The organism is Thermoleophilum album (genome assembly GCF_900108055.1).
GTDB classification, from domain to species: domain Bacteria; phylum Actinomycetota; class Thermoleophilia; order Solirubrobacterales; family Thermoleophilaceae; genus Thermoleophilum; species Thermoleophilum album.
Genome location: NZ_FNWJ01000001.1, coordinates 676093 through 701794, shown reverse-complemented (window position 1 = coordinate 701794; position 25702 = coordinate 676093). Strand labels below are relative to the sequence as shown.

Here is a 25702-nt window from a genome sequence, read left to right as displayed (position 1 = left end):
ACTCACAGCCGCACCAGGTTCTCCGCCCGGATGCCCCTCGTCACGCCTCGGAAATCGACAACGAGCGGGGCTTCCCGGACGATCAGTCCGAAGTCCACCCCTGGATGGGCGGTCACGATCGCCGCCAAGTCGACGCCCTCCGCCAACGCCTCCGTGAGCGGTCGCGAGCGCAAGCCGAACTCTGGGAGGTGCGGGACGAAGTCGTCGTGGTAACTCAGTTCCGCCCCCTGGTCGCCAAGCAGCCGCATGATCTTGAGCGCTGGCGACTCCCGCAAGTCGCCAACCCCCGCCTTGTACGAGACGCCGACGATCAGGATCCGCGAGCCGCTGATCGGCTTCTGATGACCGTTGAGAGCTCGTGCGATGCGTTCGACGCAGAAGTACGGCATGCGTTGGTTGACTTCGCCAGCGAGCTCGATGAACTCGGTCTGGAGATCGAATTCGCGCGCTCGCCAAGCGAGGTAGAAGGGGTCGACCGGCAGACAGTGACCGCCCATCCCAGGTCCCGGTTCGAAGCGCATGAAGCCGTACGGCTTGGTGGCCGCCGCGTCCACGACCTCCCAGACGTCGATGCCCATGCGGTCACAGAGGATCGCGAGCTCGTTGACCAGCGCGATGTTCACCGAGCGGAAGACGTTCTCGAGCAGCTTTGTCAGCTCCGCGACCTCGAGACTCGACACCTCCACGATCTGCTCGCAAACCGTCCCGTAGAACTCGGAAGCTCGCCGCAAGCAGCGCTCGGTGAGGCCGGCGACGACCTTCGGTGTGTTGCGCAACGTGTAGTCGGTGCGTCCCGGGTCGACGCGTTCCGGCGAGTAGGCGACAGCGACGTCGCGCCCGCAGGCAAGACCGGACTCCTCGAGTAGCGGGACCAGGCGTTCGCGCGTGGTGCCGGGGTAGGTGGTGGATTCGAGGACCACCAGCTGACCCCGTCGGATCACTCCCGCGAGCGCGCGACCAGCTGCGGTGAGCGCCCCGAGATCCGGCTCGCGATTGCGCGTCAAGGGGGTGGGGACGGCGATCGCGATTACCTCGCAGTCGCTCAGCGCGTCGTAGTGAGCGGTCGCCGAGAAGCGGCCGACGAGCGCGCGCAGGCGCTCGGAGGGGACATCGACGACGTGGCTCTCGCCGGCCGAGAGGCGTTCGACGAGTCGCTGGTCGACATCGACGCCGACCACCTCGTGGCCGGCCTCGGCCACCGCTACTGCCAAGGGTAAGCCAACGTAGCCGAGACCGACGACCCCGACCTTCATGGCGCGCCAGTGTAAGCGCAGATGATCTCGCGAATGCGCTCGGCCGCTCGCCCTCCCCCGTACAGCTCGGGGCGGGTCGCGGGCGGGCGACGCTGCAAAGCGGCGAGGGCACGGTCGCGGTCCAGTCCGACCAGCGTGTTCCAGCCGGCGGCAACCGTTTCCACCCACTCCGTCCGCTCGCGCAGGGTCAAACAGGGGGTGCCCAGCAGGTACGCCTCCTTCTGTACTCCGCCCGAGTCCGTCAGCACGGCGCGGGCGTTGCGCAGCAGTCGGATGAAGTCGAGGTAGCCAAGTGGCGGCTCGATGCGCAGGTGCGGGTTTTGGGCTAGGCGCTCCGCAAGTCCGAGGCGCGCAAGGCGGGTGCGCGTGCGCGGGTGCAGCGGCACGACCGCTGGCAAGGGCAACGACTCGAGCAGCTCGACAAGCGCCCTAAGCCGATGCTCGTCATCGACGTTGCCGGCTCGATGCGCCGTCACGAGCAGATAACGCTGGGGCTCGAGCGAGCGCTCCTCGAGCGCCCGCGAGCAGCTCTCGGCGCGATCCGCCGAGGCCAGCAGGAGATCGGCCATCACGTCGCCCACCAGATGGACGCCGAGCCGCAGACCCTCCCTAGCGAGGTTCTCGACCGCCGTCTCCGTCGAACAGAAGAGCAGGTCGCTCACGTGGTCGGTCAACACGCGGTTCGTCTCCTCCGGCATCGCGCGATCGAACGAACGCATCCCCGCCTCGACGTGAGCGAGCGCGATCCCACCAGCACGAGCGGCGAGCGCGCCGGCAAGCGTGCTGTTGGTGTCGCCGTAAACGAGCAGGAGATCGGGTGCAAGATCCGCTACCAGCGCCTCGAGCGACGGCAACATGCGCGCCAACTGCTCGAGGTTGCTGCCGCCGCCGGCCCCGAGGTAGTGGTCCGGCGCGGGCAGATCGAGTTCGTCGAAGAAGACGTCCGAGAGCTCGGCGTCGTAGTGCTGACCGGTGTGCACCAGCACCTCGTCGACGCGCTCCCGCAACAGGCGCGAAACCGCCGCGGCCTTGACGAACTGAGGCCGGTTGCCGACGACGGTAACGACCCGCGGTCGGCTTCGCCGCTCGCTCACGCCGCGAGCTCGTCAGCGATCAGCCGCGTCAGCTTCGCCTGCGCCTCCCGAGTTATCGGGCCCGGCGCCGCGAAGCGTTGCTCCTCGACGCACGCGACCGGCTGCACCTCGCGCGTAGTCGAAGCGAGAAAGGCCTCGCGGGCGGTCGCTAAGTCGGCGCGGGTGCAGTGCCGTTCACTCACCTCGAAAAGGCGCAGTAGTCGATCGCGGGTGATCGAGGCAAGGATGTGGTCGTCGAGCGGCGGTGTGCACAGCAGGCCCTGCTCGTCGACCCAAAAGAACGACGCGGTAGGCGCCTCGAGGATCCGGCCGTGCGGCGTCACCAGCAGCGCTTCGTCGAAGCCGCGTTCGCGCGCGATCCGCCCGGCCAGCATGTTGGCGGCATAGGAGAGCGACTTGACGCCGTCGAGGATGCGCGTCGGCGCGTAGACGACCAGCGCCAAGCGGATGCTCGGAGGGTGCTGTTCGATCGGCTCGGTCAACACAATCTCGTGACCGCCGCGCGTCACCACGATCCTCAGGGCACCGTCGAAACCGGCGGGGTCGCGACGCTCCAGGAGCTCGGCGATGCGCCGCTCGAGGCCCAGCCGATCGATCGGGACGCCGAGCCGCAGGTTGCGCGCGGAGTGCTCGAGACGGACCAGGTGATCGGCCAACGCGAAGGGCCGCCCGCGATAGACACGCACGACCTCGAAGACGCCGTCGCCTCGCAGCAGGCCCTCGTCGGTAGCAGGGATCGTCGCCTGATCGGCAGCGACTAGGCGCCCGTCAAGGGACGCGAGTTCTCTGCTCCAGTCGATCGTTTGCGGCACCGGGCGCTCGTGAGGACCAAGGACCAGTGGGCCGTGCAGGACTCGAACCTGCAACCTTGGGATTAAGAGTCCCCTGCTCTACCAATTGAGCTAACGGCCCGCGCGCGATTCTAGTCGGCACCGGAAGCGCGCCGCCGGTGGCGCGCCGCACGGCCGCGGGCAAGCGAGCCGCGCTAGGTAGCAGCGCTGCTGACGCCGGCGAGCGCTTCTGTGCGCGTCGCGTAGATCGGGAAGACGCGGTCGAGGCCCGTGATCTCGAAGATCTTGGTGATGTTGGGGTCGCGGCAGACCAGCGCGAGCGCCCCACCGAGCGGGCGCAGGCGCTTGACGCCGCCGACGAGAACCCCGAGCGTGGTCGAGTCGATGAAGGTGGTGCGCGTCAGGTCGACGACGAGGCGCCGCTTTCCACCCTCGATCAAACCGACCAGCCGCTCCTTGAATTCCGGCGCTGTATAGAGGTCGACTTCACCTGCAAGCTCGATCACGTGCGTGACCTCGTCGACCTCGTGGTCAGCGAGCTCGAAGTTGACGCTGGGACCGTCCATCAAAGCCCTCCCTTCGAACCGCCCCACCCTATCGCGATCGGAGCGCTTGGCGTGCCACGCGCAGACTTTGTTTCACCTGCAGGCGTTCGCCGGGGCGCGCGCGGGCCAGTGCCTGGCGGGAGGCGAGATCGAAGGTCCGGCGGTCACCGGCCAGCGCGGCGTAGTAGGCGACGCGCACGTAATCGGCTGCACTGCGGCGCGCCTCGGCGAGGATCAGGGCCGCTTGCTTGGCATCCTGCGGACGATTCAAGCCCGCTACATCGAAGATCTGGACGGCGAAGTTGGCCAGCGCCGGGTCGACCGGCCCGCGGCGAACCTCGAGGTAGCGGCGCCAGTAGTTGGCCGCCTTGCGTAGCTCGTCACGCGCGTCGGGGGAGAAGCCACCGGTCGCATTGCTCGGCGTGCGCTGCGCCGCTAGCTGGAAGTAGTCACGCACGAGCGCTGCCAGCAGCTCGGGGTTGCGAGGAGAGGTACGCAAGCGTGCTTCGTTGCGTTCGATCCGGCGCTCGATCGGGTTGCCGCCACCGGTACCCCGGAAGGCGTCGAACAAGCCGCCCGAGAGATCACTGCCGACGCCGAAAAGGACGAGACCGCCACCGATCAGCAGCGCGAGCGTCAGGTAAGTGACCTGGATCACGCGCCGTCTCTTGCCGCGCAGGTCGAAGAGCACGCTGCGTAGGCTAGCCGGCTACCTCGGTCAGCCGCGCGGGCGCTGGAAGTTGAGGTAGAAGCGGCTCGGCGTTGGCTCGCACTGGCCCTGGTACTTGGAGCGCACCTCCTGCGAGCCATAGGGGCGCTCCACCGGACGATCCATGCGCATGAATGAGAGCTGGCCGATCGGCATCCCCTCATAAATAGTGATCGGGAGGTTGGCGACGTTCGATAGCTCGAGCGTCAGATGGCCGGAGAAGCCACAGTCGACGAAGCCCGCCGTCGAATGGATCAACAGCCCGAGCCGACCCAACGAACTCTTGCCCTCGAGGCGGGCTACGAGATCGTTGGGAAGCGTGACGCGCTCGAGGGTTTGGGCGAGCACGAACTCCCCCGGGTGCAGGATGAAGGGCTCGCCGTCGGCGACCTCGACGAGCTCGGTGAGGTCTTCCATCGGGCGACGTACATCGATGTATGGGTAGCGGGCGTTGTGGAAAACGCGGAAGCGGCGGTCGACGCGCACGTCAACGCTTGACGGCTGCACCATGGCGTCGTCGAACGGCTCGATGACGATGCGGCCGGCCGCGATCTCCTCACGAATCGTCCGGTCGCTGAGGACCATCGCGCCGAGTCTACGAGGGCGATCCGCCGGACCGCTGGTTAGCGTCGCCAGTGTCGCTCCGATCGGCCGTAGGGCCGTTGTGTCGGGGATCGCTCAAGGCTCGAAACGCTGCGCCGATAGCTGGAGTGAGATGGCTCGGGGCAGGGAAAAGCGCCAAGCCCGGCACGAGGTCAAGCACGTGATCTTGCCGAGCGGAAAGTCGGTGGAGGTCGTCTACTTCCGCGGCGATCCGCACGACGAGCGCTACGAGGACCGCGCCCTCCACGTCTGCGTCGGCTGCGGCAGCCGCCTCGTGCAGCCCGTCGACTGGGAGGAAAGGGGCCCCGACCACTGGCGGGTGCTGCTGTGGTGCCCGAACTGCGAGCTGCACCGGGAGGGCGTATTCAGCCAGGCGGCCGTCGAGGAGCTCGATGCGCAGCTTGAAGCCGGTGCGGAGCAGATCTACCGGGACTACCGCCGACTCGTGCGCGCGAACATGGCCGAGGAGGCCGAGCGCTTCGCGGAAGCCCTGCACCGCGACCTGATCCTGCCCGAAGACTTCTAGACGCGAGCCGGCCACGCCGGGCCGGGTGCGATTAGGCGCCGCGCTCGACGACGACGCGCGCGATCTCGCGCAGCGCGCGGACTAGATCACCACCTAAAGACAAGCCGTCGAGCTCAGCTAGGGCCGCCGACACGTACGCGCGTGCGAGGGTGCGCGTGTCGGTGGCCGCACCGGATGCGACCACCGCCCGGCAGACCGTGTCGACATCGCCCTCTTCGATCGCCTGATCGAGTCCCGGCGTGCGCTCCAGAGCGATGATCAACGGCAGCGTCGCGATCCCGTCGAGGAGGTCGCCGGCGCGCCGTTTGCCGGTCTCGCGCGTCTCGCCGACGAAGTCGAGAACGTCGTCGAGCAATTGGAAAGCGAGTCCAAGGCTGGCGCCGAAGCGACCCAAACGATGGGACAGTTCCGGCTGCCCACCGATCTGAGCGCCGATCGCACAGGCAGCCTCGAAAAGGCTGGCGGTTTTGAGGCGGCAGCGAGCGAGGTAGCGGGCGCGACTGACGCGCCAGTTACCGAGATCGGCGCGCTGCATCAGCTCGCCTTCGACGAGCGCGTAAGCCGCCGTCGTGAGCTGGCGCACGCTAACGGGATCACCGAGCGCCACCAGTTCCTGGAAGGCTCGCGCGAACATCAGATCGCCCAGAGCAGTGGCCGTTGTGCGACCGTAGGCACTGAAAACGCTCGGCCGCCCACGGCGTAGGGGGGCTCGGTCGAGCACGTCGTCATGCACGAGCGTCGCGGTGTGGAGAAGCTCGACGGCTACCGCCGCCCGCACTGCCGGGTCGTCGACCTCGGGCCAGCTCGACCTGGAGCCGCTAACCGTCCGGCCCGTGGCCTCGTAGAGATCGCTAGTCGCGCGCAGGGCCTTGGCCGTCTCCACCGCAACCAGCAAAAGCAGCGGGCGCAGCCGCTTGCCGCCCGCGGTCAGCGTCGCCTGGAAGGGCGAGCGCAGCGGTTCGGCTTCGCCAGCGGCGAGAGCGGCGAGGCGGTGTTCCACTGCCACCAACCCGTCGCGTACCGCCGGGCCGCCGAGGTCGACGATCTGGCCGATCTGGTCAGCAGTGGCGGTCACGTGCGCTCCCCGACATGGATGGCGATCATCCCGCGGGCGGTCTCGATCCAACGGATGCGCGCGAGACCGACCGCCGCCAGCTCCGCGGCGAGCTCAGCGGGCGAGGGGAAGCGTCGAACCGAGTTCGGCAGGTAGGAGTAGGCGTCGGGGTTGCGGGCAAGGCGACCAAGGAGCGGCACCGCCCGCTCGAACCACAGCGCGTGCAAGGCGCGGCCGAGGCCGCGGCGCGGTCGGCTGATCTCGAGGATCACGAGGCGTCCGCCGGGCTTGAGCACCCGCGCCATCTCGGCGAGACCGCGCCGACGGTCGGCGAAGTTGCGGACGCCGAACCCCACCGTCACGGCATCGAAACTGCGGTCGGCAAAAGGCAGCTGCAAGGCGTTGCCACGTACCCACTCGATCGCGGGGTCCTTACGACGCGCGATTTCCAGCATGCGCTCTGAAAAGTCGAGGCCGACCACTTGGCCGGAGGGCGCGACGCGGCGACGCAGGGCGAGCGCCAGGTCGCCGGTTCCGCAGGCGACGTCGAGCGCACGATCGCCATCCGCGAGCGCTGCGAGATCAGCCGCTCGTTCCCGCCAACGCTGGTCGAGCCCGGCCGTCATCAGCCGGTTCATGCGGTCGTAGACGCCGGCGATGCGGTCGAACATCGAGCGCACCTCGGCCTCCGGTAGACGGCCGGCGCCAGAGCGCTGGCGTGACACGCCGTCTACTCCTTGTTGGACTTAAGGGAGGCGACGAACTTGACGAGCTGCTCGAACTGCTCCGGATCCTTCTCGCGGAGGCTGCGGAAGGAAGGCATCGGAGCGGTGGGGTTGACGAGCGTGCGGGCGATTGCGTTCGGTCCCAGTCGATCGCCGATGTGCGTGAGGTCGGGACCGAGCGTATTGCCGTTCTCCCCAACCTTGTGGCAACCAAGGCAACCGGCGGCGGCCATCACCTCGGCGCCCCGCTTGTACTGCGGCGCCACCTTCATGTCGATCTCAGTCGGCGAGCCGGCGGTCGCACCGAGCACCGTGAGATAAGCCATCGCCGCGATCGTCACGATGCCCGCCGTCGTGGCGATCGGCCGGCGCAGCGGGTGACGCTCCGGGTTGCGGTCGATGAACGGCAGCAGGAACAACAAGATCATGCAGATCGTCGGAATACCGACGGTCGCGACAAAGACCAGCGCCGGCGGCTTGACGATCCGCAGCAGTTCGAACAGGAAGAAGAAGTACCACTCGGGTCGCGGCACGTAGGTGGTGGTCGTGGGATCGGCTTTGGGGCCGAGCTCCGCCCCGAGCAGCACCGCCATCGTGATGATGACGGCGAGCACGATGCAGGCCATGATGCCGTCCTTCGCCACCGCGTACGGGAAGAACGGCTTCCCCTGCTCCTTGAGCAGGGAGTATTCGCGGAGGTACTGTTCGCGCTCGCGTCGATTCACCGGCGGACCCCCACCTACCTCATAGCTCCCGCTTCGCGAGCGCCTTCTTGTCAGGCTTGACCCACGGCGGCGCGGTCGTACCGAGTTTCGCCACCAGATACAGGTGGAAGCCGATCAAAGCCGCAATAAGACCCGGGATCAGCATCATGTGGATGGCGTAGAAGCGGCTCAGGGTGACCGCCCCGAACTCCGCGCCACCGCGTAGGAAATCGGCGAGATAAGGGCCCAGGATGGGACCGGAGGCGTTGATGTTGACGCCGACCACCGTCGCCCAGTAGGAGCGCTGGTCAAAGGGCAGCAGGTAACCGGTGAAGCCCATCGCCATCGTCAGAATCAGCAGCGCGACGCCGATCAGCCAGTTCAGTTCGCGCGGGTATTTGTAGGCGCCAAAGAAGAAGGTGCGGCCCATATGCAAGAAGATCAGGATGATCATCACGGTTGCGCCCCAGCGGTGCATGCCGCGAACGAGCTCACCGAGGAAGACCTCGTTGGTGATGCGCGAAGCCGATTCGTAGGCGCGCGTGGGGTCCGGCTCGTAGTACATCGCCAGGAACACGCCGGTGACGGCCTGCGATAGGAAGGCGAACATCGTCGCCGAGCCGAGCGTGTAGAACCAGTTCGTGCCCTTGGGAACCTTGCGGAACAGGAAGCCCCGCAGGAACGGGCTGAGGCCGACGCGCTCCTCGACCCAGGAGGTGACACCCACCCCGACGCTCTTCGCCTGATCCTGCAGAGAGGGGCGAACTGGCCTGCCGGCTTCGTCGACCCGCTCATCGGGACGCGGCGGTGCCGGGCGAGCGAACTTCGGAAGGGGTGGCGTCGGAGCTTTCATATCGTCGGCCTCGACGGGTAGAGGTATTGCCAGAGTCCGTCTAGGTGGTTCGATGGGTCACGCGGAGAGAACCGCTCGAGCTTCGAGTTGAGAGAGAAACGGTCACCTACTTCTACGCGCCCGTTGCGCACACGGGTGTAAAAGCGATCGAGGGGGCGCACCGGTGGTCCACCGAAAACCTTGCCTTGGAAGTCGTAGACGCCGCCGTGGCAAGGACAGATAAAGCGCTGCGACGCTGAGACGTATCGCACCGGGCAGCCTAGGTGCATGCAGCGGTTGGAGATCGCCACGTACGGCTGGTCGGAGTTGGCGTCGCCGTCGATGCGCGGGTTGTAGCGGCGCACGTAGATCGTGGTGCGACCAGCCTCGCCAACCTCGGGAACGATGTTGATCACCCGCGGGACGTAATCGTTGTCGCTGAAGTCCTCCTCGGGACCGATGTCCTGCCAGCGACTCGGTTCCGTCCGCTCGAAGATCGGGCCGAGGGCGAAGCCTAGGGCGGGCAGAGCGAAGGCAGCGGTCGCAATCCCCCCGGCAGCGACAGCGGTACCGGTCATGAACCGGCGGCGCGTGATCGTCTCGCCTTCGAAGGCACCCGGGATGCCGCGGTCCTTGGTGTAGCGGGACTTGCGTTCGGGGCTTTTCGCGTTGCGATCGGACACCTGGGTTCGCTCTCGGTTTGTAACGCGGTAAGCGCGCGGCGCACAACTTTGTACCGCCCGGCACTAGGCCGGTCCTGGTGGGAGGGTCGCCCGCGGCGGCGGCAGCCTAACCGAAGCGCAGTCAGGGCGCGAACAAACGCTCGACAGCGGCTGCGAAGTCCTGGGCGATGCTTGCTTCGGCGTCGCCCGAGGAACGGCTGCGCGCGGCCGCGGCGATCGCGTCCGCCAGTCGATCGATCGCTTCGAGGTCATCCGCCGCGGCCAGTTCCCGCAGAGCGATTGCGTAGAAGACGTCGCCCGCCAACAGCGCTAGGTCAGGGTCGAGATCCCGACGAAAGCAGCGCGATAGGCCGGCGTGCAAGAGGTGGCCCTCATACACGGCCTCGGCCGCGCGGGCCCGCCGTGCGTCGCGCCCCGAGCGACCCGTAACCGGCGCGACCCGAAGCAAGGGTGGCCGTGGGCCCGTGTCGGCCCCAGTAGCACCGGCAACAGTGGCTTCGCTGGCCGCGTCGAGCTGAGCACGAAGCGCCTCCGGAAGGGCCGCCAAGACGGCGTCGAGATGGCCGGTCTCGGTCATGCCGCGAGCGCTGCCTCGGCCGCTGCTTGGGCGAGCGCGTCACGAGCGGCGATCAGGGTGCGCTCGACGTGGGACGACTCGTGGGCAAACGAGGGAAACCACGCTTCGAAGCGCGAGGGCGGGACGAACACGCCGCGCTCGATCATCGCGCGCGCGAAAGCGGCGTAGGCCTTCGCGTCACTGGCCCGGGCGTCCTCGAAGTTGCGCACCGGCTGGCTTGCGAAAAACGGGCAGAGCAGACCTGGGACCTCCGCCACGTACAGCGGCACGCCGAGCTCCCGAGCCAGCTCGCGCAGTCCCCCAGCGAGTTCGCTGGTGGTGCGCTCGAGGCGCGCACGTAGCGCTCGGTCGCGCGCCAGCTCGACCGCGACGCGCCCCGCAGCAGTCGCCAGCGGGTTGCCCGAAAGCGTGCCCGCCTGGTAGACCGGGCCGCTGGGCGCGACCTGCTCCATCAGCTCCCGCCGCCCAGCGAAGGCAGCGAGTGGCAGGCCGCCACCGAGCACCTTTCCGAGCACGGTGAGATCGGGAACGACCTGCTCGCGCTCCTGCGCACCGCCGACCGCCACCCGAAAACCGGTGATGACCTCGTCGAAGACGAGCAGCGCACCCGCTCGATCGGCTTGCTCACGCAGGAAACCGAGGAACCCGCTCTGCGGCGGGACCAAACCCATGTTGGCCGGGTAGGGCTCGCACACGATCGCCGCGAACTCGCCGCCGTCGAGCGCTTGCTCCACCGCCTGCCGGTCGTTCCACGGCACCACCGTGGTTTCTTTGACGACGGCTTCCGGTACGCCCGGGCTGGCGGGAATGCCTTGCGTCGCCAGTCCCGACCCCGCCTCGGCTAGGAAGGGATCGGCGTGACCGTGGTAGGCACCGGCGAACTTGAGGATCCTGCTCTTGCCGGTTACCGCCCGGGCCAGCCGCACAGCGCTCATCGCCGCCTCGGTCCCCGAACAAGTGAAACGCACCATCTCCGCTGACGGCACGAGTTCGACGACCAGCCGTGCCAGTTCGAACTCGCCCTCGCACGGTGCTCCGTAGCTGGTGCCGGCGGCCGTGCGAGCGGTTACCGCGGCGACTACGTCGGGATGCGCATGACCGGCGATAAGCGCCCCCCACGACACCACCCAATCGATGTATCGCCGCCCGTCCACGTCGACCAACTCTGCACCCTCACCGCGCGCCACCACGAACGGTTCGCGACCGATCGCACCCATCGCGCGCACCGGCGAACTCACGCCCCCGGGCATCAAGCGGCGAGCTGCGGCAAAGAGGGCAGCGGACCGTGAGTCGCTCACGACGCGTGCTCCTCCTCCCAGCGCCGGTAATCGTCAACGAAGTAGAGCAACCGAACCTTCTTGAACTCGGTCGAGGAGTAGAGCGTGGCGCGCTCGGAGATCCCCGTCTCGCGAGCGATCGCCGCGAGGATCGCGTCGCACTCCGCCTTCGAGCGGCCGTGCGCCATCGTGAACAACGAGTACGGCCAATCGGGATAAGTCGGGCGCTGGTAGCAGTGCGAGATGCCGCGGAACGCGGCCATCCGCGGTCCGACCTCGAGCACACGCTCCTCCGGCACCTTCCAGACACCCATCCCGTTAGCCGAGAAGCCGGCGCGGCGGTGGTAGAGGATCGCCGCCACACGCCGCAGCGCTCCCCGCTCCTTGAGCGACGCGAGCCCCTCGAGCACCTCGTCGACAGAGACACCACCGAGGCGCGCTGCCGCCGCGTCGAAGGGACGCGAAGTCACCGTCATCGGCCCTTGTGTGGCGCGGATCAGCGCGATGTCCCACTCGCTCAACGCCACCGGCTGCGGGTCGCGTGGCTCGACCGCCTCGACCGGGGCTGCGAGGCCCGCGGTGCCCGCCTCCATTTCCAGGTCCATGCGGATCTTGAAGAGCCTGAGGGTCGGCAGCATTCGCATCGAAGTAGCCCCGCTGAGGCGCTTGAGGACCTCGATCGTCCCCTCTAGCCCGAGCGCCGAGTCGGGCTCGACGGCGATCGTGAACCAGAGGTTGAAGTCGTGGTCGCGCAGGTAGTTATGCGAGACGCCGGGGTGCGAGTTGATCACTCGTGCCGCCCGGTGGGGGTGCGCCGGATCGACTCGCGCCGCAACGAGCATCGAACGGTAGCCCAGGGCCCGGGTGTCGAAGATCGGCGTGATCTCTCGAATGATGCGTTTACGTAGAAGCCAGGCGGTGCGCGCGACCACTTGCTCCTCGCTCCAGCCGAGCTCGCTGGCAATCGGCGCGAACGGGCGCTCGAGCAGCGGAAACTTGCCCTGTAAGAGGTTGAGCAGCCGGCGATCGTCGTCGGACAGGGGAATCGCCGCGCCGTACTTCCGCGACCGGACCTTGGGGCGTGCTTTCACGTCAGCCACCCGGCTACCTCGTCGGCGAAGTAGGTGACGATCAGATCGGCGCCGGCCCGCCGCATCGCCAGCAAGGCCTCGAGTACGGCTGCGCGCTCGTCAAGCGCACCAGCCGCAGCTGCGTACTTCAGCATGGCGTACTCGCCGCTCACGTTGTAGGCGGCCACCGGTACCCGCACGGCGTCGCGAACGCGAGCAATGACGTCGAGGTAGGGCAACGCCGGTTTGACCATCACGACATCCGCGCCCTCGGCGACGTCGAGCTCAACCTCGCGCAGGGCCTGACGCAGGTTGGCCGGATCAAGCTGGTACCCGCGCCTGTCACCGAACGCGGGCGCCGAGTCAGCCGCTGCTCGGAAGGGGCCGTAGAAAGCGGAGGCGAACTTCGCCGCGTAAGAAACGATCGCTCGCTCGCCGAACCCCTCCTCGTCGAGCGCAGCTCGAATCGCAGCTACGCGGCCATCCATCATGTCGCTCGGCGCCACGGCGTCGGCACCGGCTCGCGCATGCGATACAGCGGTGCGGGCCAGCAACTCCAGCGTCGCGTCGTTGTCGACGCTTCCGTCGGCGGCCAGAACGCCGCAGTGGCCGTGGCTTGTGTACTGGCAAAGGCAAACGTCGGTGAGGACGACGAGCTCGGGAACTTCCGCTTTGAGCGCCTGCACCGCGAGCTGCACGACTCCCTCGTCGTCCCAGGCCTGGGACCCAAGATCGTCCTTGGTCGGGGGAATCCCGAACAGCAGCACGGCCGGCACCCCCAGCTCGCGCGCCCGCTTGCTACGCGCCACCGCCCCGGAGATCGGCAGGCGTTCGACACCGGGCATGCCGTCGACCGGCGACGCCGTTTCCTCGAGGTGGACGAACAGCGGTAGTACAAGGTGCCCGGGCGCGAGGTCCGTCTCGCGCACCAGCTCTCTAAGACCTGCACTGCGTCGAAGCCGGCGCAGGCGCGTCGCCGGGAAACCCATCGCGAGGAGCAGTTTACGGGGCGCCCGGCGCCGGTCGCCGAAGCGCGATTCGGGCAAGCGCGCCGTAAGCCAGCGCGAGGACGGCGAGGTGCAGCAGCGCACCTGGCGCGAGCGCTCCCCGCAGGCCCCGCTCCAGCGCGTCGAGCGCGGGCGAGAAGGGGAAGATCGCGCTAAGCAACCGCGCGAGGTCATACACCTGACGGTCGACAGCGCCCGACGGGACCAGCGCGAGCAGCGCCAGTGGTAGCCCAGCGAGCACCGCAAGCAGCGAGGAAGCGCGCGTGTCGCGGGCCAACGCACCGAGCGCCAGACCTACACAGCCAAAGGCACCGCCCGCGAACGCGAGCGCGACCAGCCAGACCGGGGGCCCGCTGCTCACCGCTGGAACGAGCCGAGCGGTAACGAGCACGAGCAGGGCGCCGCCAACGAGCCCGGCGAGCGTTGCGAGCAGCGCCTTGGCCAACAGGATGCGATCGATCCCGGCGACGCGTCGCAAGCGCCCTAGCACGCCCTCCTCGCGCTCCAGCGCGAGCCCCCCGGCACCGAGCAGCATCGCCACGAACATCACCGCGAGACCGACGGCGACCGCGACCGCGAACTGGTCGAGCGATCCGCGCCTGCCGCGCACGATCCGCTCTTCCACCGAGATCGGTTCGCTGAGCGCTCTCAGCAGTCCCCCCGAGGCTCCCAGATTGCGGCGCGCCAACGAGGCGAAACGGGCGACGCGCTCGATGCGCCGGCGCGTCTCGCCGCTGGTGGAGCGAGCGGCAGCGCGCAGCTCACGCTCGGAGCCGCGGAGCCCGAGGATCTCGATCTCGCGGCCGAAGATCGAAACCCGCCCACCGTTCAGCACCAGACCGAGGTCGTCGAGCGCAGCGTCGACGAGAGCTCTCCCGATCGCGGCGTTGGCGTCGCGCAGCCGGGCCTTGATCGTGTCGTTGACGAAACGCGCCTTGACCGGGTCCTCGGCGTTGTAGAGCACCGTCACCCGCGCGGGCTCGAGGCGCGACTGCAACCGGTCGATCGTGTCCGGCGGGATCACGATCGCCGCCAACACCTCTCCCCTTCGCACCAAACGCTCCGCCTCGCGAGGGGACGCGACGGAGACCGGCTCGACCGCTTTGCGCAGCTCGCGCGCTGCGGTCGGCAGGTCGAACTCGCGACCAGCGATCTGCACAGTGCGCTCCTCAGGCGGCAGTTGATCGACGATCGCGATCCGCGGCTTTTCCGGGCCTCGCGAGAGCGCGAGCCCGACTAGCAAGGCCAACACGACCGGGTACAGCAGCAGCAATGCCAAGAGAAGAGGCGAGCGGCGCAGGATCAGGAGGTCCTTGCGGAGCAGAGCGGTCACTCGCTGATCAACCCGCCGATCAGTGCCCGCGCGCGTGCAGGAAGCGCACGAACGCTTGCTCGAAATCGAGGCCTTGTGCTCCGACTGCCGCAGCCAGCGCACCCGGCGAACCCTCGAATAGCAGCTCGCCGTCGGCGATAACCAACACGCGGTCGGCGTACTGCTCGGCCTCGTGGACGAGATGCGTGGTGTAGACGATCGCCGTCCCCGCACCGGCTAGGCCGCTGAGGATCGACCAGAAGTTGTCGCGTTGACGGGGATCGAGCGCCGTCGTCGGTTCGTCGAGGAGCAGGACACTGGGGTCCGCGAGCAGTCCGATCGCCAAGTTCAGGCGCTGCTTCAAGCCGCCCGAGAGGGCCTCGGCACGCTGCGCCGCGCGCTCCTCGAGCGCACAGGCGGCGAGTGCCTCGGCGACCCGCCTTTCAGGATCGTCAACGGCTTCCAGCTGTGCGAACAGTTCGAGGTTCTCGCGTACTGTCAAACGCCCGTAGACAGCCGCGCCTTGGGGGACCCAGCCGACCTTGCCGGCGGGGCCGAAGATTTCGCCCTCGTCCGGCGCCGCCAATCCAGCCAGTAATGACAACAGGGTTGTTTTACCGGCGCCGTTGGGACCGATCACGGCAACCAGCTCGCCGGCCTTCACCGCGAGCGACACCCCTGCCAGCGCGGTTCGCGATCCGTAGCGCTTGACCAGCGTACGAGCGCTCAACACGGGGGTGGCGGTCACCGGGTCGGGGCGGGGCGAGACGGCGGGACGCTCCATCCGCTCGACATACTGACGGACCCCCGTTTGCGCCGCAACGGCCGCAGCACGGCAAAAGCGGCGCGAAGGAGGCTGCGATGCGCATTCTCTTCGTCGGCGACATCGTCGGTAGCTGTGGGCGCCGCTGCGTGCGCGAGCTGGTGCCCGAACTGCGTTCGCGGCTGGCTGCCGACGTCGTCGTCGCCAACGCCGAGAACGCCGCTGCCGGTCTCGGTGTCACCGAGCGCACGGCGCGCGAGCTGTTCGATGCCGGCTGCGACGTGCTGACGCTCGGCAACCACGCCTTCCGACGCCCCGAGAGCTACGACTTCCTGGACAGCGAGGAGCGGATCGTGCGTCCAGCGAACTTCCCTCGCGGTAGCCCGGGTCGCGGGCACGCCGTGGTGGCGGTCGGCGAGGAGCGGCTAGCGGTCCTGAACCTCTGCGGGACGGTGTTCCTCGAGGCCGCCCGTTCGCCTTTCGCCGAAGTCGACAGTCTGATCGCGCAGCTCCGTGACCAGGGCGTGCGACATCTGCTGGTCGACTTCCACGCCGAGGCCACCAGCGAGAAGGTCGCCTTCGGTTGGTACGTCGACGGACGCGTAAGCGCCTGCCTCGGTACGCACACCCACGTGCAAACCGCCGACGAGCGGGTGCTTCCCGCGGGCACCGCTTACATCACTGACGTCGGTATGACCGGCGGCCGCGGGGGCGTGATCGGTGTGCGCCGAGAACCAGCCCTCGAGCGCTTCCTGCGGATGACCTACGCGCGTTTCGAACCGACCGACGAAGACCCGTGGTTGCACGGGGTGCTGGTCGAAACGAAGGGGGATGGTCGCGCCCGCTCGATCGAGCGCGTTGCCGCGCCGCTTGCGACGTAACTAAGTCGCTCCGCCGTCCGGAGGTGCCCTCCCCTTCCCCACGGTCCGATCACCGCGATCAGCCAGGCGGGCAGGAACCAAGCCACGTACAGGTAGAACCAGTACCCCGCCGCCAGCTGTACGAGCACCAGGGACAGCGTGACCAAGGCCGCGAGCGTCGCCAGATCGCGACGCTTGGGCACAAACGCCAGCACTGCCGCTGCTAAGCCGGCGATCGCGGTTAGCGCCGTGCGCAGTGGCTCCAGCGTCGGTACCTGACCGTAGATGCTGAACGGTGTCAGGCGGTCGGCCTGGTAGCCGACCGTGCGTTCCCAGAGCGCGCGCCAGCCGCCGTCGGGCAGGAAGGCCACCAGCAACGCACCGACCACGGTCGCGGCGAAGATCCCCCCGAGCGCCAGCGAGAACTTTCGTCGCTCCCCCTGACCCACGATCAGTGCGGGGGCGGCAACTGCTGGCGCGAACTTCGCAGCCACGGCCAGTGCTGCGAACAGTGAGCGCCCTAGCGTCGCGGGCGAGCGACTGCGCCCCGTTGCCGCCAACAGCGCCAAGGCGATGAGCGCAGCAACCAGGCCGTCATTGCTGTTGCTCTGAACGACAAACGCGGCGTAGGGGCAACTCGCCCACGCCCAGCCGAGCGCCAAGGCCAACTCGCTGCGTCGGCGTCGATCGCCGCCAGCGATCCGCCAGCCGACAGCCATCAGCGCAACCAGGGTCAAAAGATCGAAAGCCAGCGCGGCAGCGTGAGCCGCCGGCAGCTCATCCCAGCGGCCACTCCACGGTAGGGCTTGTTCGAACGGAACGTAAGCGAGGTAAGTGAACGATCCGTAGGTGTCGCCGTGGTCGATGTCGGGCGCGAAGTTGGGGTCGTAGAGCGGCCGCCCATCGGCAATTCGGTCGGCCCCAACAACGCTCGCGTACCCGACGTCGATGACGTTCGAGTCGAGAACGTTGAGAGCGACCCGAAAGGCGACAAGCACCACCAGCCCGAGGGCGAGCACCGACAGCGGGAACACGGGGATCAGTCGTCCCCGCGGGCAGCTGGGGCGAGCCGCCAACCAGGTCGCGCGCAAGGCGAGCCAGACGAGGGGACCGTACGCGAGCGGCACCGACCAACCGATCTCCCCGCGGTTGAAGAAGAAGTGAGAAACACCGAAGGCCAGTACTGCCAAGAGGTCGAAATGCAGCGGCCGCAGCGGCCGTCGCAGGTCGACGAACGGGAGCAAGAAGAGCAGGCAGAGGGGCAGCCAGACGTACGGCGCGTTGACCACCCGCCCGAAAGCACCGGGATAGCCCCGCGCCATCGACCAGGCGACTTGGTAACCGGTCCACTGCTCCACGATCCGACCGCTCCGGTCGTCGACGTGAACCTGCGCGACCTCGCGGCGCCCCGCGAAGAAGCCGACCTGCCAGCGCTTGCCGGGAGCCATGTAGGCGCTCGCAGCGAGCTCGCCGCGCCGCTCGCGCTGCGACTGGAACGCGTGGCTCCGCCGAGCGATCGTGATCGCCTGTTCAGCCGACAGCCGCCAGCCGACCGGCGGCTTATCGAAGCTCGGGGGCGCCGTCAGCGAAGCAGCTAGTGCGGGCCGCCCGGACACCCCGACGAGCAAGGTCAGAAACGCAGCCAAAGCAAGTGCGCGCCGCACAAGATGCCGCACGCGAAGCCGCCGCGGACGACCGCAAGATTGACGGGCGAGCTGTTCTCCTGTCTGCCCGCCTAGCGGGCCCGAGCGAAGCTCCACATCTTGTTGCCCAGGAAGTTGAGTGGTGTTGCCACCACGATCGCGACTGCCTGAGCCGGCAGCTCTGGGAGACCGACCACGGCTACCAAGAACTCGAGCACCGATGCCGCAAAGAGGAAAGCGATCACGCTCACGAGCACGAAGCGCGCAGCCTGGAACGCGGGTCGGCCGTCGTGCGCCCGAAAGGTCCAGCGGCGGTTCCATAGGAAGTTGTTCGTCAGCGCGCACGCGAAAGCAAGGGTGGCAGCCTCCAGATAGTGAAGCCCAAGGGCGTGCACGCAGACGGCGAATACCGAGAGGTTCACGACGTAGCCGGAGGCTCCTACCGTGCAGAACTTGGCCAGCTGGAGCCAGTTGTGGGGACGACGCAGGCCGAGGCGAACGCGGGTGGCGTTGGCAACGATCCAGTTGTCAAGCGCCGTTGGATCTTGCATGCGCGCGAATCTAGTGGGTCGGGGACACCGAGAAGTGCCTAAGTGCCAGCGGTACCAGGTCCGTTAGGGCGAGGTATCGATCGTCTCGCTCGGGAGCGACCGCCTCGAGACCCGCGGCCACAAGCACGCCGGTCGAGTCCTCGGCGTCGAGCCCACCGTGGCTCCCACCCCCGAGGTGACTAGCGCCGCCCCAATCGACGAACTCGACACCGGGCTCGGCGACCACGAAGAGGTCGCCAGCGGTCGCACAGGAGAGGGCACTCCAGAGACGGGCGAAGGCGCGCGGGTAGCGCGCCGACCGCACCAGGCCGTCGGCGTACGACAACTCGAGAAGCTCAGTTGCGCCGCTGAACGACCAACGATCGCCGTACTCGTCGCGCGTGTCGTCGCCCGGTGCGAAGCGAAGCTCGCCACCGGGGCCCTCGATCACGGCTTCGCCCCGAACCTTCGATGCCACGAAGGCAACCCCGGGAAGGTCGCGCAGGCGTCTCCTTAGCCGGCGAAGAAGCCTGCTGCGTCGGTTGCGGTCGTCGACCAGCGCATAGACCATCGTGATCCTGCCGCCTGGTGAGAGCGCCAGCTCGGCATCGGCCGGTCTCGGGTCAACAGGGCGCAGCAAGCGCCGATCGGACAACACCCGCCCAAGGTCGAGGGTTCGCTCGACCGCGCTTTGGCCGTGGTCCGAGCAAACGACGACCGCATAGCGGTCAAGCAAGGCATCGACACCGCCCGCGGCTTTGACCACCCGCTCGAGCGCGCGCTCCGCGCTGGCGAGCGCCTGATGTTGGGCCCGCGGGCCGAGACGGTGTGAGCGCGTATCGGTATCAGGCAACGACAAAAGCAAAAAGTCGAAGGCATCCTCCCGCAGCAGGTGCTCGGCCACGCAGGCGGCGTGGGGATCTCTACGACCCGGCAGCCCGAGCAGCGAGCTACAGGGCAGTTCACGGCTGGCAAACAGATCGGCGTAGAACAACTCCCGCGGGCCCCAAACGGCTTGGCGAAAGCGAGTGGCGGTGGCTAGACGCGCGACTCCCGGGCCGCTAGTCGGACGATGCCGATGACGTCCCCGGAACACGAGGTAGGTCGTACAGGCACAGACCAAACCGGCGTCTTCCAGCCGCTCGAAAATCGTCGGCACGTCGCGCGGCAAGTGTGCGAGGTTGAGGTTGTAGACAGTGTCAGAAAGCACCGAGAGGACCCCGAAGGCGCGTGACGCGGCGAGCGAGGTTCCGTACTCGACGTAGCGCTGCTCGTCGCGCGAGTACCAATTGATCGAGGGAATGCGGTGAACGTCGACCGGGGCTCCGGTGGCGATCGTTGCCGCGGCCGCGGGGGTCAACGACGGAAAGACGGAAAGAAGCGGACGGATTCCGTCGCCCGCCGCGACCAACGCGGCGAGCGTCGGCGCAGCACCCGAGCGCACCGCCCGCTCGAGGGCATCGGGCCGGAGCGAATCGACCACCGCCAGGATCAGCCCCCGTGAGGCCATCTACCGGTACCGGTCGTTCGTCAAGGGGCCGCCGCACGTTCGCCGTTCATCGGAGGATGCGCAGCCCCGCGGGGCGTTCATCGGCTCGCCCCTTGGCTCGCCACCAAAGGACTGGTGAAAGAAGGGCGAGTGCGGCGCCCAGCGGTGCCACGAACGCCGCCGCCGCAACCGCGGCCAAGGCGCACAGGTCGCGCGTCAAGACGACCAGCGTCCGCGCCGAGCGCTCTGCGCGGCGGGCGGCCCGCGCAAAGAAGTCGCCGAAGCCGAGGGCACCGAAAAGTGCTGCGCTGGCCGCAAAGGGCAACGCGACGAGGCTGTTTGTTTCGGCCACAGCGAGCAGCGCGGCCAGCACCACACTCGCCGCTAGCTGAACGGTGCGGGCAGGCCCATCCGCTGCGCGTGCTCCCGCTCCCTGTCCACGGCGATGCACGGCGCTCAGGTAAGCGACGACCACCCAACCAAAGAGGAGTAGCGCGATTGCTGGCGATTCCAGCCAAGGCAAAGCGCTGTCGTCGAAGTCAAAACCGAGGTCAAGGCGCGCCAGCGCTACCGCCGCGAGTCCGGCGATCGGCCCGTTGATGCCGGTCGCGAGACCGAGCGTGAGAGATGTGAGGATGTGTAGCAATTCGTTCACTGCGACCACCTGCGCTTCCAATAAAGCAGCGGCGATTGGTCGTGCGCAGCCGATCCATGTGGCGGCCCGAGCGGCACCGGAAGCTGGGGGCTGCGTGACCCGCCGCTACCCTCCGGGCGCATGACTGTAGTCGAGAGTGGCGGATCGACCGGCGTCGCAACCGGCTGTTCCCGTCGCCGCGACGGCGGTAGCGCGAACTCCTCGGCCGCTCGCAGCTGGCGCGCAGGAGCAGACCGTCTCCCGAAGAAAAGATGGACGCATGAGCGGCGGCCGTAGAGGCGGGTCCCTGCCCCCACAGGTCGAGCGCTACGCACGGTTACTGGCCCGCCGCACCCAAGCCATGCGTTCGACCGCGATGCGCGACCTGATGTCGATCACAGAGCGCCCAGAGGTGATCTCGTTGGCGGGCGGCCTGCCTGACACTGCGAGCTTTCCGCCCCGCGTGTTCGCGGAGATCTTCGAGAGCATCGCGAGCGAGGCGTGCGCGCGCGCGCTTCAGTACGGGCCGACCGAGGGTCTTGCGGAGACCAAGCGCTGCATCCGTGAGGTGATGTCGGCCGAGGGGATGCGTGTCGATCCGCAGGACGTGATCGTTACCACCGGTGGCCAGCAGGTGATCGACCTCGTCGCGCGCGCGCTTGTCGACCCTGGCGATGTCGTGATCGCCGAGGGTCCGACCTACCCAGGCGCGATTCCGGCTTTCTGCTCCTACGAGGCGGAGATCGTCCAGATTTCGGTCGACGACGAGGGCTTGCGGGTCGACGAGCTCGCCGAGCAGCTCGAACAGCTGCGCGCCCTCGGCAAGCGGGTGAAGCTGCTCTACACGGTCCCGACCTTCCAGAACCCGGCGGGCGTCACGCTGGCGACTGGGCGGCGGCGGCGGATCCTCGAGCTGGCCCGCGAGTACGGGTTCCTGATCCTCGAGGACAACCCGTACGGCCTACTGCGGTACGAAGGCGAGCCGACGACCCCGCTGTTCGCGCTCGACGGTGGCGAGCAGGTCATCTACCTGGGCACCTTCTCGAAGATCCTCGCCCCCGGCATTCGCCTGGGCTGGGTCGTCGCACCGACCCCGGTGCGGGAGAAGATCAACATCGGCAAACAGGCCGCCGACCTCTGCACCTCAACACTCTCGCAGTTGATGGTTCACGCCTACTTCGAGCGCCAGCGCTGGCGCTCTTACGTGGAGCTGGTGAGCACGATCTACCGCCGGCGTCGCGACACGCTGCTGAACGCCCTGGCCGAGCACCTGCCGCCGGAAGCGACCTGGACGGTTCCGCGCGGCGGGCTGTTCGTGTGGGTGACGCTGCCCGACTACATCGACACGACCGACCTGCTGGCGCGTGCGCTGCGCGAAAACGTGGCTTTCGTGCCGGGCGAGCAGGCGTTCGTCGACGGGCGTGGCAAGAGCTCGATGCGGTTGAACTTCTCGGGCTGCGACGAGCAACAGATCCGTGAGGGTGTGCGGCGCATCGGTGAGGTCGTCGAAGAACAGATCGCCCTCTACGGCACCCTCACCGGACAACCTCGGCACGGCGCCCGGTCGGGCAGACGGGAGTCAACAGCAAAGGAACCGGGGCGCGAGGGCGCCGGCTCGGAGCCGGGCCGGGTCGTGCCGATGCGTCGCCGGGCTCCCGGTCACAGATGAGCCGCATCGCGGTGCTCAAGGGAGGGCGCTCACTCGAGCGACAGGTATCGCTGCGCTCGGGAGCACGAGTTGAGGACGCGCTCGAGCGCCTTGGCCACGAGCCGCTACCGGTTGACGTTGGGCCGGACTTCGTCCGGCGCTTGCGAGACCTCCAGCCAGATCTCGCGTTCGTGGCCTTACACGGTCCCGGGGGCGAGGACGGCACCGTTCAAGAGCTGCTCGAAATCCTCGGCATCCCGTACACGGGCTCGGGAGTGCTGGCCTGCCAACGGTGCATGGACAAGGTGCTGGCGAAGCACCTGTTCGTCGAAGCCGCAATCCCGACGCCCGATTTCTTCGCATTCAGTCAGGTCGCCTTCCGCGAGTTAGGCGCGGCTGACGCGCTCGCAGAGATCGAGGCTGCGCTGGGCTTTCCGATCGTCGTCAAGCCTTCTAGCCAAGGCTCAGCGCTGGGCATCAAGTTCGCGGGCGACCCGGACGACGTGCCAGGAGCCCTGGTCTCAGCGTTCGCCTACGACAGCAAGGTTTTACTCGAGCGCTACGTCGCCGGGCGCGACCTGGCAGTCGGCATTATCGAGCGCGACGGTGAGCCCCAGGCACTACCGATCGTCGAGGCGATTCCGCTAGACGAGCCCTTCTACGACTTCGAAGCTCGTTACGAGATCGGGCGCACGCGCTTCGTCTGTCCGGCCGAGCTAGATGCCGATACTGCGGCCGCCAGCAGCGAGGTCGCGCTCCGCGCGTTCCGTCTGCTCGGGTGTCGCGGTTTTGCCCGTGTCGATCTACTGCTTGCCGAGGACGGGTCACCGACGGTACTCGAGATCAACGCGATTCCCGGCCTCACCGAGACGAGCTTGCTGCCGCAAGCGGCGGCGGCGGCCGGCCTGGACTTCGACGAGCTGGTTGCGACGATCCTCGACGAAGCGCTCGCTCGAGCGAGCTAGCTGCCGCCGGTCGCGAAGTCTTCGGGCGTCACGCTGTCGAGGAACTCGCGGAACTTCTCCACGACCTGCTCGGTGTCCTCGACCTCGTGCTCGAACTCGATTGCGGACTCCGCGAGCACCTCATCGGCAACGAAGATCGGGGCGCCGGTGCGCACGGCCAGTGCGAGCGCGTCCGAGGGTCGCGAGTCGATCAGGAACTCGCGACCGTTCATGCGCAGTGTTACCTCGGCGTAGAAGGTGTTCTCGCGGAGCTCGGTGACCGTGACGCGTGCACAGGTGACGTCGAGCTCGCTCAAGATGTCGCTCATCAGATCGTGGGTCATCGGGCGCGGCGTGCTCGCACCTTGGAGCTTCATCAGGATCGCCGCTGCCTCCGGATGCCCAATCCAGATCGGCAAGAACTTGTTGCCTTCGCGAGTCTTCAGCAACACGATCGGCTGCTTGCCGACCATGTCGAAGCTCACACCGTAGATGACCATCTCCTGCATGGCGTGGCGGCTCCCTCGCTGGCTCGGCTCGCTCGGCTCACGGCCAAGTCTAGTGACGGCCGTCGTACACCGCACCGGTAGCTAGCTCTCGCACCCCGAGAGGCCGCAGCGGGCCGCAATCGAGATGCTACGACCAGGCGGTCGACGCTGATGGGCGCTCCAGGACTCGAACCTGGGACCTCCGCCTTATCAGAGCGGCGCTCTAACCAGCTGAGCTAAGCGCCCACGCGAGGCGCAATCCTAGCGGGGGTTACGCCGCGCGGAGCACCGCTTCGCGCGTCGCCCCCTCTTGAGCCGCGACCTGGCCTAGGCGCTCGCACAGCAAAGCCGCCGCCTCGGCTGATGCGAGCTCGATCACGACGCGACCGGAGCGCCTAGCGCGCACCCTTGCTGGCACCGCAAGGCTGCTTTCGAACAGCGCCTCGAGGCGCTCGACCAGTTCCGCAGCTGCTAGGTCGCGCCCCTCATCGGACCTGGGCGGGCGCTGATCGCGGGCCTCCGCCGCCTCACCAACGCGGCGCGCCGCCTCTTCGGTTTGCCGCACCGACCAGCCGTTGTCGCGCGCCAAACGCGCAAGTAGCCGCCGCTGATCGTGGTCCTTGCACATCAGGAGCGCGCGGCCGTGCCCCTCCGAGAGCTCGCCACGCTCGAGCATCTCGAGCACATCGTCCGGGAGTTCGAGCAAGCGGATGGCGTTCGCCACGCTCGCTCGGCTGCGCCCGACCCGTCGCGCCACCTCGGCCTTCGGACAGCCGAGATCTTCCACCAACGTCGCCAGCGCCCGCGCCGTCTCTACAGGATTGAGGTCCGCCCGCGCCAGATTCTCCGCTAACGCCACCTCGAGGCGTTCTTCGTCCGCCAGCTCGCGGACGATCACCGGCACCGTGACAAGACCTGCTAGTCGCGCTGCGCGCAGCCTTCGCTCGCCAGCAATCAACTCGTAGCCGCGGTCCGCCGGACGTACCACCAGTGGCTGGAGGACGCCCTTCCGGCGGATTGATTCGGCCAGCTCCTGCAGGGCCTCGGCGTCAAAGTGGCGACGCGGTTGAAGAGGGTTGGGAACGATCGCGTCGATCGGTACCTGACGCAGCGAGCCGGTCTGGGCACCGCCTCGTTCGAGGATCGCGGCGAGGCCGCGCCCCATGCCGCGCATCTCAGGCACGTGCTGCCACCTCCTTAGCAAGGCGCAGGTAAGCGGCCGATCCAGCGCTGGTCGGCGCGTGAGCCAACACCGGGCGCCCGAAACTGGGGGCCTCGCTGATCCGAATGCTGCGTGGCACGACGGTCTCGAATACGAGCTCGGGGAAGTGCCGCCTTAACTCCTTCTCTACGTCGCGCGCCAGGCGGGTCCTTCCGTCGTGCATCGTCAGCACCATCCCCGCGATCTCGAGCCGCGGGTTCAGCTCCCGCTTGATCAGCTCGAGCGTCTCGAGCAAACCGGCCAGGCCCTCGAGCGCGAAGTACTCGCTTTGGACCGGCACGATCACGCGGTCGGCAGCCACCAAAGCAGCCACGGTAAGCGGGCCAAGTGAGGGCGGACAGTCGAGGAGGGTGAAGAGGTAGTGGTCGCGCACCGGCCCAATCGCTTCAAGGAGACGGGTCTCGAAACCCGCGATTCGCGCCAGTTCGATAGACGCGCCGGCAAGATCCGGCGCAGCCGGGGCGATGTCGAGGTCCGGTGTCGACGTAGGGCGAGCAACCGACAGTAGATCGACACCACCGACCAGACAGTCGTAGGTGTTGGGGCTCTCGGTGCGCGAGAGTCCAAGTGCGACCGTCGCATTGCACTGCGGGTCGAGGTCGGCAACCAGCACGCGTTGGCCGGCGGCCGCGATGCTTGCACCAAGGTTGACGGCGGTCGTCGTCTTACCGACGCCGCCCTTCTGATTTGCGATCGCGTACACGTATCCCACGACCGCA

General features: G+C 67.9%; 28 protein-coding genes and 2 tRNA genes. 4 read left to right on the top strand and 26 right to left on the bottom strand.

The window, feature by feature from the left end:
- Positions 1 to 2: 2 nt before the first annotated feature.
- The 7 genes from BLW41_RS03460 to dcd form a co-directional block, all read right to left on the bottom strand.
- Positions 3 to 1253, bottom strand: coding sequence for a nucleotide sugar dehydrogenase (locus tag BLW41_RS03460; protein WP_093116235.1), 1251 nt, complete (start codon positions 1251 to 1253; stop codon positions 3 to 5).
- Positions 1250 to 2347 carry a non-hydrolyzing UDP-N-acetylglucosamine 2-epimerase gene (gene wecB, locus BLW41_RS03455; protein WP_093116233.1) on the bottom strand — a complete coding sequence of 366 codons (1098 nt, stop codon included), beginning with the start codon at positions 2345 to 2347 and terminating at the stop codon, positions 1250 to 1252. Before wecB ends, BLW41_RS03460 begins: the two co-directional genes overlap by 4 nt.
- Positions 2344 to 3213, bottom strand: a complete 870-nt coding sequence (locus tag BLW41_RS03450; protein WP_177169295.1) for an aminotransferase class IV — start codon at positions 3211 to 3213, stop codon at positions 2344 to 2346. Before BLW41_RS03450 ends, wecB begins: the two co-directional genes overlap by 4 nt.
- Positions 3187 to 3259: transfer RNA gene (locus tag BLW41_RS03445), tRNA-Lys, on the bottom strand. The genes BLW41_RS03450 and BLW41_RS03445 overlap by 27 nt, the downstream gene beginning before the upstream one ends.
- Before the next feature lie 73 nt (positions 3260 to 3332).
- Entirely contained in the window at positions 3333 to 3704 is a 372-nt protein-coding gene (locus BLW41_RS03440; RefSeq protein ID WP_093117306.1) for an STAS domain-containing protein, read from the bottom strand.
- A 28-nt stretch (positions 3705 to 3732) separates the two neighbouring features.
- Positions 3733 to 4374 (bottom strand): hypothetical protein, encoded by a 642-nt coding sequence (locus BLW41_RS03435; RefSeq protein ID WP_093116230.1) that lies wholly within the window; start codon positions 4372 to 4374, stop codon positions 3733 to 3735.
- 27 nt (positions 4375 to 4401) lie between these two features.
- Positions 4402 to 4977: a dCTP deaminase gene (gene dcd, locus BLW41_RS03430; protein ID WP_093116228.1), complete on the bottom strand. Its 576-nt coding sequence runs from the start codon at positions 4975 to 4977 to the stop codon at positions 4402 to 4404.
- A 130-nt stretch (positions 4978 to 5107) separates the two neighbouring features.
- Here dcd and BLW41_RS03425 point away from each other — a divergent pair, with 130 nt between their 5' ends.
- Positions 5108 to 5521 (top strand): hypothetical protein, encoded by a 414-nt coding sequence (locus BLW41_RS03425; RefSeq protein ID WP_143038560.1) that lies wholly within the window; start codon positions 5108 to 5110, stop codon positions 5519 to 5521.
- Positions 5522 to 5552: 31 nt separating this feature from the next.
- Here BLW41_RS03425 and BLW41_RS03420 read toward each other — a convergent pair whose 3' ends face one another.
- The 11 genes from BLW41_RS03420 to BLW41_RS03370 form a co-directional block, all read right to left on the bottom strand.
- Positions 5553 to 6596, bottom strand: a complete 1044-nt coding sequence (locus BLW41_RS03420; RefSeq protein WP_177169294.1) for a polyprenyl synthetase family protein — start codon at positions 6594 to 6596, stop codon at positions 5553 to 5555.
- The gene (ubiE, locus tag BLW41_RS03415; protein ID WP_218138228.1) at positions 6593 to 7300 is read right to left on the bottom strand and encodes a bifunctional demethylmenaquinone methyltransferase/2-methoxy-6-polyprenyl-1,4-benzoquinol methylase UbiE; all 708 of its coding nucleotides are present in this window, start codon (positions 7298 to 7300) and stop codon (positions 6593 to 6595) included. The genes BLW41_RS03420 and ubiE overlap by 4 nt, the downstream gene beginning before the upstream one ends.
- A gap of 5 nt (positions 7301 to 7305) precedes the next feature.
- Entirely contained in the window at positions 7306 to 8025 is a 720-nt protein-coding gene (locus BLW41_RS03410) for a c-type cytochrome (protein WP_093116222.1), read from the bottom strand.
- Between the two features lie 19 nt (positions 8026 to 8044).
- Positions 8045 to 8857, bottom strand: coding sequence for a cytochrome b (locus tag BLW41_RS03405; RefSeq protein WP_093116220.1), 813 nt, complete (start codon positions 8855 to 8857; stop codon positions 8045 to 8047).
- The gene (locus BLW41_RS03400) at positions 8854 to 9519 is read right to left on the bottom strand and encodes a QcrA and Rieske domain-containing protein (protein ID WP_093116218.1); all 666 of its coding nucleotides are present in this window, start codon (positions 9517 to 9519) and stop codon (positions 8854 to 8856) included. Before BLW41_RS03400 ends, BLW41_RS03405 begins: the two co-directional genes overlap by 4 nt.
- 121 nt (positions 9520 to 9640) lie before the next feature.
- The gene (locus BLW41_RS03395; protein ID WP_093116216.1) at positions 9641 to 10096 is read right to left on the bottom strand and encodes a hypothetical protein; all 456 of its coding nucleotides are present in this window, start codon (positions 10094 to 10096) and stop codon (positions 9641 to 9643) included.
- Positions 10093 to 11394, bottom strand: a complete 1302-nt coding sequence (hemL, locus tag BLW41_RS03390) for a glutamate-1-semialdehyde 2,1-aminomutase (protein ID WP_093116214.1) — start codon at positions 11392 to 11394, stop codon at positions 10093 to 10095. Before hemL ends, BLW41_RS03395 begins: the two co-directional genes overlap by 4 nt.
- Positions 11391 to 12464 (bottom strand): siroheme decarboxylase subunit alpha, encoded by a 1074-nt coding sequence (gene ahbA, locus BLW41_RS03385; protein WP_218138227.1) that lies wholly within the window; start codon positions 12462 to 12464, stop codon positions 11391 to 11393. Before ahbA ends, hemL begins: the two co-directional genes overlap by 4 nt.
- On the bottom strand, positions 12461 to 13432 hold the full coding sequence (hemB, locus tag BLW41_RS03380; RefSeq protein WP_093117302.1) for a porphobilinogen synthase: 972 nt from the start codon (positions 13430 to 13432) through the stop codon (positions 12461 to 12463). Before hemB ends, ahbA begins: the two co-directional genes overlap by 4 nt.
- A gap of 13 nt (positions 13433 to 13445) precedes the next feature.
- Positions 13446 to 14783, bottom strand: a complete 1338-nt coding sequence (locus BLW41_RS03375; RefSeq protein ID WP_177169293.1) for an ABC transporter permease — start codon at positions 14781 to 14783, stop codon at positions 13446 to 13448.
- Positions 14784 to 14802: 19 nt separating this feature from the next.
- On the bottom strand, positions 14803 to 15546 hold the full coding sequence (locus tag BLW41_RS03370; RefSeq protein ID WP_093116208.1) for an ABC transporter ATP-binding protein: 744 nt from the start codon (positions 15544 to 15546) through the stop codon (positions 14803 to 14805).
- A gap of 77 nt (positions 15547 to 15623) precedes the next feature.
- Here BLW41_RS03370 and BLW41_RS03365 point away from each other — a divergent pair, with 77 nt between their 5' ends.
- Positions 15624 to 16406 (top strand): TIGR00282 family metallophosphoesterase, encoded by a 783-nt coding sequence (locus BLW41_RS03365; RefSeq protein WP_093116206.1) that lies wholly within the window; start codon positions 15624 to 15626, stop codon positions 16404 to 16406.
- On the opposite strand, the gene BLW41_RS03360 is transcribed toward BLW41_RS03365, so the two are convergent.
- Genes BLW41_RS03360 through BLW41_RS03345 form a run of 4 tightly spaced genes read right to left on the bottom strand, consistent with a single transcriptional unit; the run spans position 16289 to position 20702 of the window.
- Positions 16289 to 18061 carry a glycosyltransferase 87 family protein gene (locus tag BLW41_RS03360; RefSeq protein WP_143038559.1) on the bottom strand — a complete coding sequence of 591 codons (1773 nt, stop codon included), beginning with the start codon at positions 18059 to 18061 and terminating at the stop codon, positions 16289 to 16291. The two genes, BLW41_RS03365 and BLW41_RS03360, sit on opposite strands and share 118 nt — an antisense overlap.
- 59 nt (positions 18062 to 18120) lie before the next feature.
- Entirely contained in the window at positions 18121 to 18579 is a 459-nt protein-coding gene (locus BLW41_RS03355; protein WP_093116202.1) for a GtrA family protein, read from the bottom strand.
- A 10-nt stretch (positions 18580 to 18589) separates the two neighbouring features.
- Entirely contained in the window at positions 18590 to 20068 is a 1479-nt protein-coding gene (locus BLW41_RS03350; protein WP_093116200.1) for an alkaline phosphatase family protein, read from the bottom strand.
- Positions 20069 to 20114: 46 nt separating this feature from the next.
- Positions 20115 to 20702 (bottom strand): hypothetical protein, encoded by a 588-nt coding sequence (locus BLW41_RS03345; RefSeq protein ID WP_143038558.1) that lies wholly within the window; start codon positions 20700 to 20702, stop codon positions 20115 to 20117.
- A 259-nt stretch (positions 20703 to 20961) separates the two neighbouring features.
- Here BLW41_RS03345 and BLW41_RS03340 point away from each other — a divergent pair, with 259 nt between their 5' ends.
- Complete coding sequence (locus tag BLW41_RS03340) at positions 20962 to 22350, top strand: aminotransferase-like domain-containing protein (protein WP_093116196.1); 1389 nt, start codon at positions 20962 to 20964, stop codon at positions 22348 to 22350.
- Positions 22347 to 23294, top strand: a complete 948-nt coding sequence (locus tag BLW41_RS03335) for a D-alanine--D-alanine ligase family protein (protein ID WP_093116194.1) — start codon at positions 22347 to 22349, stop codon at positions 23292 to 23294. The genes BLW41_RS03340 and BLW41_RS03335 overlap by 4 nt, the downstream gene beginning before the upstream one ends.
- Here the strand turns inward: BLW41_RS03335 and BLW41_RS03330 are convergent.
- From BLW41_RS03330 to BLW41_RS03315, 4 genes are all read right to left on the bottom strand, one after another.
- Positions 23291 to 23782 carry a bifunctional nuclease family protein gene (locus tag BLW41_RS03330; protein ID WP_093116192.1) on the bottom strand — a complete coding sequence of 164 codons (492 nt, stop codon included), beginning with the start codon at positions 23780 to 23782 and terminating at the stop codon, positions 23291 to 23293. The two genes, BLW41_RS03335 and BLW41_RS03330, sit on opposite strands and share 4 nt — an antisense overlap.
- Before the next feature lie 151 nt (positions 23783 to 23933).
- Positions 23934 to 24007 (bottom strand) — tRNA-Ile (locus BLW41_RS03325).
- 25 nt (positions 24008 to 24032) lie between these two features.
- On the bottom strand, positions 24033 to 24935 hold the full coding sequence (locus tag BLW41_RS03320) for a ParB/RepB/Spo0J family partition protein (protein ID WP_093116190.1): 903 nt from the start codon (positions 24933 to 24935) through the stop codon (positions 24033 to 24035).
- A gap of 1 nt (position 24936) precedes the next feature.
- The gene (locus BLW41_RS03315) at positions 24937 to 25695 is read right to left on the bottom strand and encodes a ParA family protein (protein WP_093116188.1); all 759 of its coding nucleotides are present in this window, start codon (positions 25693 to 25695) and stop codon (positions 24937 to 24939) included.
- Between the last annotated feature and the right edge of the window lie 7 nt (positions 25696 to 25702).